The organism is Streptomyces kurssanovii (genome assembly GCF_040677245.1).
Classification (GTDB): Bacteria; Actinomycetota; Actinomycetes; order Streptomycetales; family Streptomycetaceae; genus Streptomyces; species Streptomyces kurssanovii.
Window position 1 is genome coordinate 15868 of sequence record NZ_JBFAQK010000028.1, and the last position, 15127, is coordinate 30994.

Annotated in this window: 16 protein-coding genes; 9 read left to right on the top strand and 7 right to left on the bottom strand. The window is 72.6% G+C overall.

All coding sequences use genetic code 11. The annotated features are described in order from the left end of the window. Nucleotides 1-41: 41 nt before the first annotated feature. Together AB0K36_RS20345 and AB0K36_RS20350 are read right to left on the bottom strand one after the other, a co-directional pair. The gene (locus AB0K36_RS20345; RefSeq protein ID WP_364596161.1) at nt 42-2105 is read right to left on the bottom strand and encodes a pectinesterase family protein; all 2064 of its coding nucleotides are present in this window, start codon (nt 2103-2105) and stop codon (nt 42-44) included. Between the two features lie 97 nt (nt 2106-2202). Continuing rightward, nucleotides 2203-2424: a hypothetical protein gene (locus tag AB0K36_RS20350; RefSeq protein WP_189477130.1), complete on the bottom strand. Its 222-nt coding sequence runs from the start codon at nt 2422-2424 to the stop codon at nt 2203-2205. On the opposite strand from AB0K36_RS20350, the gene AB0K36_RS20355 reads away from it, so the two are divergent. From AB0K36_RS20355 to AB0K36_RS20365, 3 genes are read left to right on the top strand one after another with little or no spacing between them, the layout of a single operon-like run. After that, nucleotides 2417-2773, top strand: coding sequence for a hypothetical protein (locus AB0K36_RS20355; protein ID WP_364596164.1), 357 nt, complete (start codon nt 2417-2419; stop codon nt 2771-2773). The two genes, AB0K36_RS20350 and AB0K36_RS20355, sit on opposite strands and share 8 nt — an antisense overlap. Nucleotides 2774-2826: 53 nt before the next feature. After that, complete coding sequence (locus AB0K36_RS20360; protein ID WP_364596167.1) at nt 2827-3519, top strand: response regulator transcription factor; 693 nt, start codon at nt 2827-2829, stop codon at nt 3517-3519. Further along, nucleotides 3516-4814 carry a sensor histidine kinase gene (locus AB0K36_RS20365; protein WP_364596170.1) on the top strand — a complete coding sequence of 433 codons (1299 nt, stop codon included), beginning with the start codon at nt 3516-3518 and terminating at the stop codon, nt 4812-4814. Before AB0K36_RS20360 ends, AB0K36_RS20365 begins: the two co-directional genes overlap by 4 nt. A gap of 197 nt (nt 4815-5011) precedes the next feature. On the opposite strand, the gene AB0K36_RS20370 is transcribed toward AB0K36_RS20365, so the two are convergent. Further along, nucleotides 5012-5857: a CAP domain-containing protein gene (locus tag AB0K36_RS20370; protein WP_364596173.1), complete on the bottom strand. Its 846-nt coding sequence runs from the start codon at nt 5855-5857 to the stop codon at nt 5012-5014. Between the two features lie 295 nt (nt 5858-6152). Between AB0K36_RS20370 and AB0K36_RS20375 the strand changes: the two genes are divergently transcribed. Further along, nucleotides 6153-7142, top strand: coding sequence for a fibronectin type III domain-containing protein (locus AB0K36_RS20375; RefSeq protein ID WP_364596176.1), 990 nt, complete (start codon nt 6153-6155; stop codon nt 7140-7142). 42 nt (nt 7143-7184) lie between these two features. Here the strand turns inward: AB0K36_RS20375 and AB0K36_RS20380 are convergent, their stop codons facing one another. From AB0K36_RS20380 to AB0K36_RS20390, 3 genes are all read right to left on the bottom strand, one after another. Then, nucleotides 7185-7712 carry a DinB family protein gene (locus AB0K36_RS20380; RefSeq protein ID WP_364596179.1) on the bottom strand — a complete coding sequence of 176 codons (528 nt, stop codon included), beginning with the start codon at nt 7710-7712 and terminating at the stop codon, nt 7185-7187. A gap of 64 nt (nt 7713-7776) precedes the next feature. Continuing rightward, a complete protein-coding gene (locus AB0K36_RS20385) occupies nt 7777-8103 on the bottom strand; it encodes a putative quinol monooxygenase (protein ID WP_189477143.1) in 327 nt (108 codons plus the stop codon). A 100-nt stretch (nt 8104-8203) separates the two neighbouring features. Then, nucleotides 8204-8962: an IclR family transcriptional regulator gene (locus AB0K36_RS20390; RefSeq protein WP_364596181.1), complete on the bottom strand. Its 759-nt coding sequence runs from the start codon at nt 8960-8962 to the stop codon at nt 8204-8206. Between the two features lie 180 nt (nt 8963-9142). Between AB0K36_RS20390 and map the strand changes: the two genes are divergently transcribed. From map to AB0K36_RS20415, 5 genes are all read left to right on the top strand, one after another. After that, nucleotides 9143-9910, top strand: a complete 768-nt coding sequence (gene map, locus AB0K36_RS20395) for a type I methionyl aminopeptidase (protein WP_364596184.1) — start codon at nt 9143-9145, stop codon at nt 9908-9910. Nucleotides 9911-10098: 188 nt separating this feature from the next. Continuing rightward, complete coding sequence (locus AB0K36_RS20400) at nt 10099-10569, top strand: SRPBCC family protein (RefSeq protein WP_364596187.1); 471 nt, start codon at nt 10099-10101, stop codon at nt 10567-10569. A 137-nt stretch (nt 10570-10706) separates the two neighbouring features. Continuing rightward, nucleotides 10707-13244: a SpoIIE family protein phosphatase gene (locus AB0K36_RS20405; protein ID WP_364596190.1), complete on the top strand. Its 2538-nt coding sequence runs from the start codon at nt 10707-10709 to the stop codon at nt 13242-13244. 19 nt (nt 13245-13263) lie between these two features. Beyond that, the gene (locus tag AB0K36_RS20410; RefSeq protein WP_364596193.1) at nt 13264-13800 is read left to right on the top strand and encodes a hypothetical protein; all 537 of its coding nucleotides are present in this window, start codon (nt 13264-13266) and stop codon (nt 13798-13800) included. 30 nt (nt 13801-13830) lie between these two features. After that, entirely contained in the window at nt 13831-14514 is a 684-nt protein-coding gene (locus AB0K36_RS20415; protein WP_364596196.1) for a uracil-DNA glycosylase, read from the top strand. Nucleotides 14515-14526: 12 nt separating this feature from the next. Here AB0K36_RS20415 and AB0K36_RS20420 read toward each other — a convergent pair whose 3' ends face one another. Further along, on the bottom strand, nt 14527-15072 hold the full coding sequence (locus AB0K36_RS20420; protein ID WP_364596199.1) for a hypothetical protein: 546 nt from the start codon (nt 15070-15072) through the stop codon (nt 14527-14529). Nucleotides 15073-15127 lie beyond the last annotated feature (55 nt).

Below are 15127 nucleotides of genomic sequence, written 5' to 3' on the forward strand. Positions count from 1 at the left end.
GGTGCGGGAAGCGGTCGCCGCCGCGCCGTCCGGCGCGCACGTCATCCCGCGGTCGGGGTCCAGTCGCCGAGCCAGTCCGCCGGTTCCTGGCCGGCGGCCTGGGCGTCGGTCAGGTGGGGCCGGTCGGTGCCCGCCGGTCCGGACCCGGGGCCGGTGTTCCGGTATTCGGCGAAGCGGTCGTCCTTCCAGGAGAAGCCGCTCATGTCCGTCCACGGCGCGGTCCGCACCGCGCTGCTGAGGCTGGAGTCGCGGACCGTGGTCTGCGGGTCGAGCGTCGCGTCCCCGCCGGCGTGCCACGGGCGGCCGAGGTGGAAGCTGCCCGCGGACACGTCGCCGTTCACGGTGGAGCGGGTGATGAGGAATCCCTTGCGGTGCGCGGGGGTGCTCGGGGCCGTGACGTAGCCGGCGGAGGTCCCGTTCCACCGCTTCTTGAGGGTGATGACGGACCTGTCGATCACGGCGGTCGCGCGGCCGAAGATGAAGTCCACGTTGCCGATGACGTACGAGTTGGACATGTGGACCCTGCCGAGGGCGTCCTTGGAGCGGGTGTCCAGCAGCAGGGTGTCCTGGTCGCCGCTGACGATGACGCTGTCGAGGACGACGCGGTCGGCGGCGGTGCGCAGGGCCACCGCCTGGTGTCCGTTCAGGTGCTGGTTCCTCGCCTCGTCGAAGTCGTTGGAGACCGTGAGGTTACGGGCCTGGAAGTCGTCGGCCTCCACGGCGACGGTGGCGCTGCCACTGGTGCCGTAGGTTCCTGAACCGTCCGGCTTCGGCGTGCCGGCGGCGTTCCCGTGAACGATGACGGTGTCCTTGCGGCTGACCCCCGTGCCCTGGATCGTGATGTGGGGCTTGTCGGCGGGGATCTTGACCGTCTCGCGGTAGGTGCCGGGCTTCACGTTGATCACCACGCGGGCGGTGTTGCCCGCCGGGACGGCGTCGACGGCCTTCTGCACGCTCGTGTACCGGCCGGTGCCGTCCTTGGCGACCGTGAGGGTGGTGCCGGCGGCCGCGGAGGCGTCGGCCGCGGCTCCGAGGGCGGCCCTCGGCCCTGCCCCCGCTCTCAGCAGTGCGGGAACGTCCGCCGCCCGGTCGAGGGTGTAGTCGTAGTACGCCCGCGGGTCGAACGCCGTGCCGCCGCTCTCGTTGCGGCCGCTCGTGCCGGAGAAGACGTTGCCGCGCTGGACGACGGCGGCCGTGCTGTCCTTGATGACAGGGTTGCGCAGGCCTTGGAAGTAGCTGTTCTCCAGGACCATCCGGGTCCTGCCGCGGGCGTAGTTGCCGTAGGCGGTCGTGATGTCCGTGCCGGGGGCGTCCTGGAGGTAGTTGTTGTAGAGGTGGGCGTGGGCCACGTTGTCGGTGGACGGGTTGCGCTGCTCGGTCTCGTGGAACCAGTTGTGGTGGATCGTGAGGTCGGCGGTGACGTTCTCCGTCCAGCCGATGCCGAACGTCTTGTTGTTGTCGCTCAGCTTGTTCCAGGACACCGTCACATAGGTGGTGTCCTTGCGGCTGTCGATCAGGCCGTCGGCCATGTGACGCAGGTCGTTGTGATCGATCCAGACGTGGTGCGCGCCGTCCATCTGGACGGCGTCCCAGTCGTGGTCCTTGTCGTTCCATGTGCCGTGGTACGAGTCCCGGATGGTCAGGTTCCGGATGATCACGTTGTGGACGCCCTGCCCGAGGAAGAAGCCGCCTCCGACGATGTGGCCCGAGGTGCCGGAGCCGACGATCGTCTTGTCCGAGGTGACCTTGATCTCCTTGCCCTTGGGGTTCATGGCGATCGTGCCGGCGACGACGATGACGTAGGGTTCGGCGGCGGTCGCGTACTTCTCCAGGTCCGCCTGCGTCCGCACGGTGACGGTCCTGCCGTCCCGTCCGCCGTACGTCCCCTTCTGTCCCAGCGCGTCGACCGACGCGAAACCGTCGGCGACGTCATCGGTCCACGGCGTGGTGCCGGCCGCCGCGGCTTCCTGCCGGGCGTCCTGGCCGAAGAGCCCGAAGTCCGTGCCGTACGCCAGACCCACCGCGGCTGTCAGGGCCAGCGGGACACCGATCCGCAGCGCCCTTCTCCCGCGGCGGTGCCGTGCCTTGCGGCCTGTCTCGCTCATGCGTCGTTCCCGTTCTGCGTGGGGGATGCCCCCTCTGTTGGTAGGGGCATGCCAAGCAGTTGCCGCCGAGGCCGGAAAGGTTTCCGGCCCGAGGCGGTCAGAACGACGTCTCGCGCACGCTCGCCCGGTCGGAGGGCTCGGTCGTGGCGGTGATCTCCGAGCGGTGGCGCGCGGCCGAGAAGGTCGCCGTCAGCGTCTCCGGCGCGGTCTGCGACGTGCTGACCGTGAAGCCCTCGTTCGGCACCGCCGAGATGAGGCACACACCGCCGCTGCCGTAGCGCACGGTCGCCTTGCCGCCCTGGGACGAGATCGTGTGCACACCGGAGCCGCCCTCCTCGCAGCCCTGGCCGCTGTCCGGCGGCGTGACGGGCTGTTCCTGGGGCGGGGGCGGCGTCGTGCGGGCCGCCGGTGTCGGCGTCGCCGTGCGCGGCTTCTCGGTCGTCGGGGACGGCGACCGTGACGGCGTGCGCACGCTCGGCGTCGGCTCGGGGCTGGGCGAGGGGGAGGGGCGGGCCGCGGGGGAGGACGGCCGGGGCGACGCCGCGAAGTCCCTGGGCGCGGACTGCGCGACCGGTGCCGTCGGTCTGGTCGAACCCACCACGAAATGGACCGTGATCATCACGGCCGTGACACTGGCCGCGGTGCACGACAGCCAGATGAGCAGATAACGCGGAAGGCGGGACACGACACCATACTGACGGACCGGCTAACGTGCCTGCTCATGGCCTCCGTACTTGTCGTCGAGGACGACCCTGTCATCCGGGCCGCGCTCATCGAGGTCCTCACCGGACACGGGTACGCGGTGAAGACCGCCCACCAGGGCTTCGAGGCGCTGCGCGAGGTGACCCAGTGCCCGCCCGACATCGTGGTGCTCGACCTCGGGCTGCCCGATCTGGACGGGCTCGACGTCCTGCGGATGATCCGGGGCATATCCCGGGTGCCCGTCCTGGTCGCCACCGCCCGCGACGACGACACGGAGACCATCAGGCTGCTCAACGCGGGGGCCGACGACTACATGGTCAAGCCGTTCTCCGGTGGCCAGTTGGCCGCCCGGCTGGCCGCCGTGCTGCGCCGGTCGGGGCCGGCCGAGGACGCCGTCGACCGGCAGCCCGTCGTACAGGTCGGGGAGCTGCGGATCGACCCGCGGGCGCGCACCGCCCATCTCGCCGGGCGTGAGCTCGCTCTCACCCGCCGGGAGTTCGATCTTCTCGCGTATCTGGCGGCGCACGCGGACCAGGTGATGTCCCGCAAGCGCATCCTCGCCGAGGTGTGGCAGCAGCCGTACCTGGAGGACCAGACCGTGGACGTCCATCTGTCCGCCCTCCGTCGGAAATTGGGCGAAAAGGCGTCGGATCCCCGATATCTCCACACTGTGCGAGGAATCGGCATCAAACTGGTCACTTCGCCCTCATGAGACGCGCACTCGCCGGGATCGCGCTGGCCGTGACGTCGATGGTCGCGCTGTCCTTCCTCATCCCCCTCGCCCTGCTGGTCCGCGAGCAGGCCCGCGACCGGGTGACCACCGCCGCGGAGCAGCGGGCGTCCGCCCTGTCCCCGGTCCTCGCCCTCACCACCCGCCGGAGCGACGTCCAGCAGGCCGTCGCGGAGCTGGACTCCCACGACCGGCTGGCCGTACGGCTCCCGGACGGCGGTTTCGTCGGCACCCCGCACGCCCCGCGCGAAGCGCTCGACCGGGCGGTGCGCAGCCGGGGCACGCTGGCCATGGACACCGCGGAGGGGTGGGTCTACCTCCAGCCCGTCGTGCTGCCGGGGGACCGGGTCGTCGTCGTCGAGGCGTACGTGCCGGCCGCGGACCTGACCCGCGGGGTGTGGGCCTCCTGGGGCGTGATGTCGCTGCTGGCCCTGGGGCTGGTGGGCGGCTCCGTGCTCGTCGCCGACCGGCTGGGCGCCCGGGTCGTCCGGTCCTCGCGGAGCCTGAAACGCGCCTCGCTGGCGCTCGGCTCCGGCGACCTGGACGTGCGGGTGGAACCGGACGGTCCGCCGGAACTCCAGGACGCCGGCGTGGCCTTCAACACCATGGCCGACCGGGTCGTGGAACTGCTCGCCATCGAACGCGAGATGGTCGCCGACCTCTCGCACCGTCTGCGCACCCCGCTGACCGCGCTGTACCTCGAGGCGGACCTCATGGGCCCCTCGCCGGGAGCCCGGCGGATCACCGCGGCCGTCTCCCAGCTGGAGAGCGAACTCGACTCGATCATCACCGCCGCCCGTACCCCGCTGGCCGCGGGCCAGGGCAGCGGCCAGGCGCCGGTGCGGCCCTGCGAGGTGGCGGAGGTCGTCGCGATGCGACTCGACTTCTGGTCGGTGCTCGCCAAGCAGCAGAACCGGATCTGCGAGCGCTCCTTCACACCACGGCGGACGCCCGTCCGGTTCCTGGAGGACGACCTCGCCGCGGTGGTGGACGCCTTGATCGGCAACGTCTTCCGGCACACCCCGCAGGGCACCGGCTTCGCGGTGCGGGTGGAACGCGACGACCGGCACGTGGTGCTGACCGTGGACGACGCCGGTCCCGGCGTCGCAGATCCGCAGGCGGCTCTCACCCGCGGCGTCAGCGTGGGAGGCGCGGGCAGCACCGGGCTCGGCCTGGACATCGTGGCGCGAGCGGCGCAGGCCGCGGACGGACATCTGGAGATCACCCGCGCCCCGATGGGCGGCGCGCGGGTGCGGGTGTCCTTCGGGCTGGTGTGAGGGGGCCTACGGCCGCTGCGGCGACGTTCCTTGTGATCTCGCGGCCCCGGCAACGCCGGGGCCCCAACCGCGTCGTCGCGCCCGGTCCAGCCGGATGCCGGCCTGGCCTCTCGAACCGGGCCGTACGGGCGATGCGGCGCGGCGGCGTCCGTCACGGTCCGGGACGGCGTGCACGACAGTGCGCAAGCGCACAGGCCTCAGCGGCCGGCGCCGAAGTTCTGCGTCCACCACGGGCCGCCGTCGCCGAAGTGGACGCCGACGCCGAGCTCCTTGAACGAGCAGTTCAGTATGTTCGCGCGATGGCCGGGGCTGTTCATCCATGAATTCATCACGGAGGCGGCGTCCGCCTGCCCCCTGGCTATGTTCTCGCCCAGCGTCGACCAGACGTATCCGGCGGCCTCGACGCGGGTCGTCATCGTGGAGCCGTCGGGCCCGGTGTGCGACATCACGCCGCTGCGGGCCATGACGTCGCTGTAGTCGTCGGCGGCCTGCGTCAGCTTCGCGTTGGCGGTGAGCGGTGAGCATCCCGCGGAAGCGCGCTCCTTGTTGACGAGCGACAGGACCTCGGCCTCGGGGCCGCTCGGGTCCGAGCCGCCGGAACCGCCCGATGTGCCGGAGCCGGACCCGCCGGAGGACGAGGCCGGCCGGTCGCCGCCCCCGGGAGCGCCGGTCGCCGCCTGCGTCGTCGTCCGTGTCCGGGGCTTCGTCGTGGACGCCGTCGGGCTCGGTGCCCGCTTCGGCGCGGCGGAGGCGGTGACGCTCTTGCTCGGCGAAGCGCTCGCGCTCGCGGAGGGCGAGGGCGACGCGAGGAGCGACGGGCTCGCCGGGGTCTCCTCGCCGCCCGCCTCGGCGACGTCCCCGGCCGCGTTGGTCTCCACCCGGTTCGCTCCGCCCTCGTCCCCGCCGCCCGTGGCCAGGGTGACTCCGACCCCGGCCGTGACGGTGATCACGCCGAGCGCCAGCACGGCGCTACGGGCCCGCAGACCCGTCCTGGGCCGGGCGTGCGAGCGGGCGTTGGGGCGAGCGGCTCGACGAGAACCCATGCTTACGACACCTCGGGAGGAAGACGGCTGAGCAATCGGGATCCCGGGGGGCGCCGCTGCGCCCACCGGGATCACGGTGGGGGGTTGCCGAGATCGTAAGCCGGTTCGAACGGTGTCGTACCTTCCCTGAGGGCTTCTTCAAGAAGCCATAAGGAAGGCATCAGGCTCACGCAAGGTACGGAGGCGGCGCGGCCGGTGCCGACGGACCCGCGCCCCGGGTGCCTTGTGGGGAACACCGGACTGTGGCATACAGGTCTGGACCAATGCCCGTCGTCCGTCACGCGGAGGCCCGACCGTGCACCGTCCCCCCACCTTTGCCACGCCGCCCCGCTACGCCGTCCTCCTTGTCGCGGCCTGCACCGCGCTCGCCGCCCTCGCGACCCTCACCGCCTGCGCCGGCGAGGCCGTGGACGACAAGCCGCCGTCGACGCCCTCCGGAGTGACCGCCCAGGCGGGCAGCGCCACGTCCGTCCACGTCATGTGGGACAAGTCCTCCGACAACAAGGCGGTCACCGGCTACGAGGTCTACCGCAAGGGCACCAAGGTCAAGTCCCTGCCCGGCAGCAAGCACATGGTGGACGTCGACGGACTGGCGCCCCGGACCGCGTACAGCTTCACGGTGCGGGCGCGGGACGCGGCCGGAAACCTGTCCGCGCCCAGCGCCCCGATATCCGTGACCACCCCGGCCCCCGCGCCGGAAGACCGCCGGGCCCCGAGCCGGCCGGCAAGGGTCAAGGGCCGTACGGACGGCGGCACCGCGGTGACACTGACCTGGGAGCGGGCCGCCGACGACACCGGCGTCACGTCGTACGACATCTACCAGGAGGACTCACGCGTCCACAGCGTGAGCGGCACGGAGACCGGCGCGCGCGTCACCGGCCTGCGGCCCGGCACCGTCTACACCTTCACCGTCCGGGCCCGCGACGCCGCGGAGAACTCGTCGCCCGACAGTGACCCCGTCGATCTCACCACCCCTTCCGCGCCGGGCGACGGCGGCGGCAGCACGGCGCCCACCGATCTCGAGGCGAGCTCCCGCAAGGGCGCCGTCGAGCTGCGATGGAACCCGCCGCGGACGGGCGCCCCGGTCAAGGAGCACCAGCTGTATCTGAACGGCAGGTTGGCGACCACCATCGTCTGGGGCGCGGAGCCGCCCGCCGGGACGGCTGTGTACACCATGACCGTCACGGATGAGCCCGGCACCCGCTACAGCGTCAAGCTCCGGGCGAAGCTGCCGGACGGCAAGTGGGGCGACTTCTCGGCCCAGCGGACGGTGGTGGTCCGCTGACGCGGCGGAGGTCGCGCTCTCGTGCCGCCGGAACGGTCACCGCTACGCGCCCGTGACTCCGTCGAGGCTCTCCCGCAGCAGGTCCGCATGGCCGTTGTGGCGCGCGTACTCCTCGATCATGTGGACCAGGATCCAGCGCAGGGACACTCCTTCGCCGCCGAGCACCGCCGCGTTCTCCTGCGAGAGCCTGCCGGCGTCGTCGAGCGAGGCGTCGGCGATCAGCTCACGGCTCCGGTCGACCTCGGCCCGCCAGGCTGCCATGGCCTCGTCGATCCCGCGGTCCGCGGCGAGGGCGTAGCCGAATCCGCCGTCCTCGCCGTAGAGCAGCGGGACGTCGTGGCCCGCGAACACGCGCTGGAACCAGTTCCGTTCGACCTCGGCCAGGTGCTGGACCAGGCCCAGGATCGTCATCGACGACGGTGTCACAGAGGCGCGGCGCACCTGGGCGTCGTCGAGGCCGGCGCACTTCAGCGCCAGCGTCGCGCGGTGGAACTCCAACCAGCTTTCCAGCATGGCCCGTTCACCGGCCTGCGGGGGCGGGATCGGGCGTCCGTCGGGTGTCGTCTCCATGCGCAGCACCCTCGCACACGCCCACCGACAGCCGGCCTGACGTCGCCGCCCCGGGCCGGTGGGGCTAGCGTGCCGGCTTGAGCTCGGCCATCTCGTTCCAGCCCTGGCCGGGCACCTCGACGTTGATGATCTCCGGCGTGGTGGCGATCGCCGTGGCCATCGACTCCATGCCCGCCCGGAAGTGGTCCGAGGCCACATGCGCCGCCCCCGCGTCCGCGTCGGCGAAGGCCTCCAGCAGCGTGAACCTGTTCGGCTCCTCGACGCTGCGCGACCAGTCGTAGAAGAGGTTTCCGGGCTCGGCGCGGGTCGCGCGGGTGAAGTCGTCGACGATGTCGAGCCAGCGGTCGCTGTACTCGGGGCGGACGGTGAACCTGACGGCGATGAAGATCATGCGTACACGGTGGCGCTCCGGCAGCGCGGGAGCCATCTGTGACGCGCCGTTTTCCGGCCCTGCCGGAAAACGTCCCCCCGGTCCCGTCGCTCTGCGCGCCTCACCAGGGCGCGCCGGAAGCGGCCTGCGCCACCGCCGCCCGGATCTCCCCGTGCCGGCGCCGGAACTCGGCGGTCGGAAGCGACACCGACAGGGCGTGCACCGCACCGTCCGTAGCGCCGGGCCGGTCCGGCAGCGTCGTGGCCAGACATGTGAACGCGGGGTCGGCCTCGCCGATCGACACGGCGAGGCCCTGCCCCCGCACCCGCGCCAGCTCGGCCTCGAACCGCTCGGCGCCCGTGATGGTGCGGTCGGTGAAGCGGGCCATGCCGTGTTCGGCGAGGTACCGCCGTCGCGCGGCCCGTGGCAGCGCCGCCAGCAGCGCCTTGCCGTGAGCGGTCGCATGCGCCCGCGTCTCCGGCCCCGGCGCGAAGGGATGAGCGACGTCCGTGACCGGCACCGTGCTGTCGATCATGACGATCCGGCCGTCGCGGTACGCCGAGAAGTACGCCTCCGCCCCGGTCGCCCTCCGCAGGCGCGGCAGCAGCTCGGCGATCTGCGGGCCGAGCCCCAGGTGCCGCCGGAACGACCGGTGCAGCGCGGCCACCCGGGGCCCCGGGGCGTACCCGGCGGGAGTGCGGACCAGGTGCCCGCGGGCGGTGAGCGGCCCCAGCAGGTGGTACACGGTCGACAGCGAGCATCCCAGCCGACGCGCGAGCGCCTTCGCCCCGACCGGTCCGGGTGCCTCCGCGACGGCGTCGAGGATCTCCAGCGCGCGGTCGACCGACTGCGGGCCGGTGGGACCGACGGGCTTGGCCATGCTCATGTTCCTTCCGGGGCGCGGTCCGCCGCTGACTCCGCTTGTCGCCGAGGTGGTTGGGCTCTGTCGCCCACGTGGTTCGGCTCCAAGGCCCTGCGCGGCCAGGAACTCTCACCATACCCGTGATACTAATACCGGTATAAGTATTGGATGGTGTCGCATCGCAGGGAGTCACGACACATGGTGGAGATCAAGACCGACACGGCCCTGGAGGCCATGCGAGAAGCCGGACGCGTCGTCGCCCACGCACTCGCGGCCGCCCGCTCGGCGGCAGCCGTGGGAGTGCGCATGCGGGACCTCGACGAAGCCGCCCGCGCCGTTCTCGCCGAGGCGGGAGCGCGCTCTCCGTTCCTGGGCTACCGGCCCTCCTTCGCCCCCATCCCCTTCCCCGCCGTGATCTGCGCGTCCGTCAACGACGCCGTCGCGCACGGCATCCCGGACGGCTACCGCCTGCGCGACGGCGACCTGGTCAGCATCGACTGCGGGGCCGAACTCGACGGCTGGACCGGCGACGCCGCGATCAGCTTCACCGTCGGCACCCCACGCCCGGCCGACGTCGAACTCATCGCCGCCACCCAGCAGGCCCTGGACGCAGGCATCGCCGCCGCCACCGTCGGCCACCGCATCGGAGACATCTCCCACGCCATCAGCACGGTCGCCCGCAAGGCCGACTGCGGCATGCCGGCAGACTTCGGCGGCCACGGCATCGGCCGCCAGATGCACGAGGACCCCCACGTCCCCAACCACGGACGGCCCGGTCGCGGCTTCCCCCTGCGCCACGGCCTCGCTCTCGCCATCGAACCCATGCTCATGGCCGGAGGGCGCAACGACTACTACACCGACCCCGACGGATGGACCCTGCGCACGATCGACGGCAGCCGAGCCGCCCACATCGAACACACCATCGCCGTCACCGAGGACGGCCCTCGCATCCTCACCCTGCCCTGACCTCGGATCCGCTCACTCCGGCACCCGGACGCGCGGGCCACTCCCGGGGAGCACCGACCAGTGAGAGGCGGCTCCTAGCGGCGCCGAGCCCTGATCGGCAGAGCGTCGACCACCGAACCACGGACCGGCGACCGCTTCACCGCGCCGGTCCCGGCCCGCCCTGCCGCGGGAGCGATACGTTGCCCCACATGTACTCGACGCAGGTGTCCCGGCACATCAGAGCCCCGCGCGCGGCCGTCTACCGGGCGCTGCTGGACGCCGACGCCGTCGCGAGGTGGCGGGTTCCGGAAGGCATGAGCAGCCACGTCCACGAATTCGACGCCCGCGAAGGCGGCAGGTTCCGCGTCTCGCTCACGTACGACGCGCCGGCCGGCACCGGAAAATCGGTCCCGCACACCGACACCTACCACGGCCGTTTCGCCAGGCTGGTCCCGGACGAGACGGTGGTCGAAGTGCTCGAGTTCGAGACGGCGGATCCGGCCCTTCGCGGGGAGATGACGATGACGACCACGCTCACCGACGCGGACGGCGGCACCGATGTCGTCATCGTTCACGAAGGCGTTCCCGACGCCGTCCCGGCCGCCGACAACGAGACCGGCACCCGCATGGCACTCGACCACCTCGCCAGGGTCGTCGAGAGGGACGAGCCGCCCGGGTAGTCGCGGTCGGCACGCCCGGTGAGTGCCGGGCTCCGACCGGGGACGTGCCACCCGGTGACATCCGGCGGCACGGTCCCGGGCTCCCCGCTCACCGCCAACGCTTGTGCATCCGGCGGGGCAGGCAGATTCTGAAGAGGATGAACGGGTCTGTGCAGGCTGCGGGCACGTGGGACGCGGCAAGCGCCTGGCGGACATGGAGACCGGTGGAGGGCGAGGATCTCCGTGGCCCGCTCGACCTCGCTGTCGCCGCCACGGTGGTCCTCGATGCCCGCAACAGGGTCATCGGGTGGAGCCCGGCGGCCGAGGCACTGCTCGGATACGGGCCGGGGGACATCCTCGGCCGGCCCGTCGACGCGTTCCTGTGCGGAACCGCGCTCGCAGCGGGTTCCGGCATTCCGGCCGACCCGTCGGAGCCCGCGCCGGCCGCCGCCCCTTCCGCGGCGGCCGCTCCCGCCGCGGCCCCGCCCCCCGCCCCGCCCGCCGCACCGGGGCTGCCCTTCCGCGGCCACGAGCCCCGGCTCGCGCGACACCGCGACGGTCACGGCGTCCCCGTCGAAGTGGCGGTGTCCGAGCTGGCCGGCGGCGGGACGGCCACGCGGGTCCTGGTCCTGGCGGAGTCCGAGCGGCTGCGGGTGTGGGAGTCCCGCCTGGCGATGCTCGACGGCCTGGCCACCCAGTCACCGATCGGGCTGGCGATCTACGACACGGATCTCCGGCTCGCCTGGGCGAACGCCGCTTCCAGCGCGGAGATCGGCCGGCCGTTCGCCCAGTACCGGGGCACGCACGCGGACGAGCTGTACCCGGGCGGCACACTCGTCACCGAGGGCTACCCACGCACGCTCGACGGCGTCATGCGCCAGGTCCTCGACACCGGCGAACCCGTGCTCGATGTGCACTTCCTCGGGCAGCTGCCCAGCGATCCCGGCAGAGAACATCTGTGGTCGTGCTCGTACTACCGGCTGGAGGACGCGGAGGGCCGGGTGCTGGGCGTGTGCGAGGACGCCTTCGACATCACCGACCGCTACGACGCCCAGAACCGGCTGGCCCTGCTGGTCGAGGCGGGGCGCCGCGTCGGCACGACCCTCGACGCGGCGGTCACCGCCCAGGAACTCGCGGACGTGGCGGTGCCCGGCTTCGCCTCCGCGGTCGAGGTCGACATCGCGCCGGGCGTCCTCGAAGGCGGCGACACCGGAACCGGCTGGCCGCCCAGAGGCGGTTTCGTCAGGGTCGCCAGGGCGCCGGCGCGGGCGGCACGCACGGTCGTCGAGTACCCGCCCGGTACGCCGCAGCTCCGCAGCCTGTCCTCCGGCGGCAAGGTGCTCGACGAGAACGCGCTCGTCGTGCCGCTGCGCGTCGGCTCCGAAACCCTGGGCCTCGTCACCTTCACGCGTGAGGGCCGGCCGGCGGTCTTCGACAACGGAGAGGTCGCCCTGGCCGACGAACTGGTGGCCAGGGCCGCCGTCTGCATCGACAACGCCCGCCGCTTCACCCGCGAACACGCCGCGGCCCTCACCCTCCAGCGCGAGCTGCTCCCGCAGCACCTTCCCTGGCACTCCGCCGTGGAGGTCGCGCACCGCTACCTGCCGACCGACGGGGCCACCGGGGTCGGCGGCGACTGGTTCGACCTCATCCCGCTCTCCGGCGCACGTGTCGGGCTCGTCGTCGGTGACGTCGTCGGCCACGGTCTGCCGGCCGCGGTCACGATGGGACGCCTGCGCACCACCGTGGAGGCCCTCGCCGAGCTGGACATGGCGCCCGACGAACTCCTCGCACGGCTGGACGACCTGGTGGTCCCCACCTCCGACGGGTTCCACGGGCCGGGGGAGGGGCGCACGGGGGAGGCGGCCGCAGCGTACGTCGCGGCAGGCCCGCATCCCGACGTGACGACGGGCGCGACCTGCATCTACGCGGTCTACGACCCGGTTTCCGGCCGTTGCACGATGGCACGCGCCGGGCATCTGCCGCCGGCGGTCGTGGCCATGGACGGCTCGTACCACTACCCGGAGCTGCCCGCGGGACCGCCCTTGGGGCTGGGCGGGCTGCCGTTCGAGTCGATGGAGATCGGCCTGCCCGCGGGCAGCCTGCTCGCCCTGTTCACCGACGGCCTGGTGGAGGCCCGTGACCGCGACATCGACGAGCGGCTCGACATGCTGGGCCACGTGCTCGCCGACCACCGGGACATGCCCTTGGAGGAACTGTGCGACCGGGTGGTCACCGAGCTCCTGCCGGGCGGTACGACCGCCGACGACACCGCCCTCCTCCTGGTCCGCACCCGCGAGTTCGACGCCGGCCAGGTCGCGATGTGGGAGCTGCCGGCGGAAGCGGTGGCGGCCGGCCGCGCGCGGGAACTCATCACCGGGCAGCTCAGCACCTGGGGTCTCGAGGAACTGGCGTTCTCGACCGAGCTGGTCGTCAGCGAACTGGTCACCAACGCGGTCCGGTACGCGGAGGGACCGCTTCAACTCCGCCTGATCCGCGACCGCACGCTCCTGTGCGAGGTGGCGGACACCGGCCACACCTCACCCCACCTGCGGCACAGCACGGCCGAGGACGAGGGCGGCCGCGGCCTGTTCATCGTCGCCCAGCTCGTCCAGCGCTGGGGCACCCGCTACACCCGCTCCGGCAAGACGATCTGGACGGAACAGGCGTTCCCGGACGGCGTGCCCACGGCGTGAGCGGCTGCGAGACTGGGGCATGGCCACGTCACGAGATCCCCGCGCTCCCGCCGGCCGTGCGGAAGCGCTCTGTGCGACGCTCGACCACAAGGACCTGGTGGGCCGCGATGCCGCGACGCAGTCGCCGCGTCCCGATGCGGCGGCCGACGAACTCGGCGACGTTCTGGAGGCCGGCAGCCTTGAACAGGCGGACGCCGAGCGGGTGGTGACCGTTCTCGTCCGGGCCGTTACCTCGCAATGTGACCGCGTCGTGCAGGAGGCCTGCCTCAACGCCCTGTCGCACGCGGTCGTCCGCTACCGGATCCCGTACGCGCTGCTCGAGCCGATCGCCGGCGCAACGGCGGAGCTGCGCCCGCGCGAACTGGCCTACGTGCCCTTCATCCTCTCGGCCACCCATGACCCCGGCGCCAGGGCCGTTGCCGAGCGGCTGCTCCTTCATCCCGACGCGGAGGTACGCGCGGAGGCCGCTCAGGCGATCGACGAGCTCGACGCCGTGGCGGCCGCCGGGGCGGACGGCGCGGCCAACTGCGCGGCGCGCGCGGGCAATTCACGCTGAATCGCGCCCCTGCGCGGCATACTTCGCGACATGTCTCCGAAAAGCTTCGCGCCCACCACGGCTCCGCGCAGCCTGCGGGATCCCGTCTTCCTCACCGCGCGGCTCAAGGCGGTACGTACCGGTCCGTCGGTGCGGCCGCTCAACGACTGGGTGGCCGACCTGCGTGAACGGCTCGGTCAGGGCGAGTCCGTTCCATGGTTCGACCCGGCCTCCGGCGGAGTCGAGGCGCGCAGCCTCTTCCTGCTGGAGGCGCCCGGCACGGCCGTGGGAAGCGAGGCGGGCCGACGGCGTACGGGCAGCGGAATCATCTCCGTCGACAACAACGACCCGACCGCCCAGAACTGCTGGCTGCTCCGCCGCGAGGCAGGACTGCCCTACGAGCACTCCCTGCACTGGAACATCGTGCCGTGGTACCTGGGCACGGCCGACCGGATCGCCGCGCCGGGACGTACGGAAGTGCAGCGAGCGGCGCCGTTCCTCCACGAAGTGATCTCGCTGCTCCCGAAGCTGGAGGTCGTCGTGCCCATGGGCCGGAGCGCCCAGGCCGGCTGGGCGGCCTACGTCGCCCGCTACGCCCCGGCGGTCCGCACCCTGGCGACCTGGCACCCCAGCCCCCGCGGCCTCGCCTCCCGCCCGGCGGCACGGCCGGAGATCCTGCGCACCATGCGGGAGGTCGCCCGCCTCACGTCGCAGGAGGGCGGCAGCCCGCCCTGACACCGTGGTCGGTCACGCGTGCAGGCGCGGGGCTTCGTCGTCCGGCGTATGCGGGCTCGCGAAGTGGAACGGCACCGCCAGATGCGCCGCCAGGGCACTGCCTGCCCGCTCGGCCGCCACCGCTGACGGATGGCGCCTGCACAGGTCCTCGTCACCGAGATGCCGCACGGCCGCGTCCCGGTGGACCACGGCCAGCGCGTGGTCCCCTGTGGGGTCGGCGGTGACGGCCAGCAGCACCACGAACCAGTCGTGGACCGTGTCGCCGTCCCAGACGGCCTCGATCGCCACGACACGGCCCCGGACACCGGACGCCAGTGCGGCCAAGGAGTTCAGGTCGAGCGGGCTGTCGGGGGTGCGGGCGATCCGGTCGCCGTGGTGGAGATAGCGGTCGTGTACGACGAGCTGCGCGTCGGCGAGCCCCAGCCCACGTGCGCGGCCCGCTTCGAAGACGGTCCGGACCGCCCGCATGCGCGCGTCCTGGAGGACGTAGCCGTCGGCCAGTTCGCGGATGCCCGCGGGCAGCAGTTCCCACCACTCGGTCGGGGTGATGCCGGCCATCGAATTCCTGCCCCTCGCCGTGCAACCGGCACGGCCGTCACCGCCGTCCCGGCCA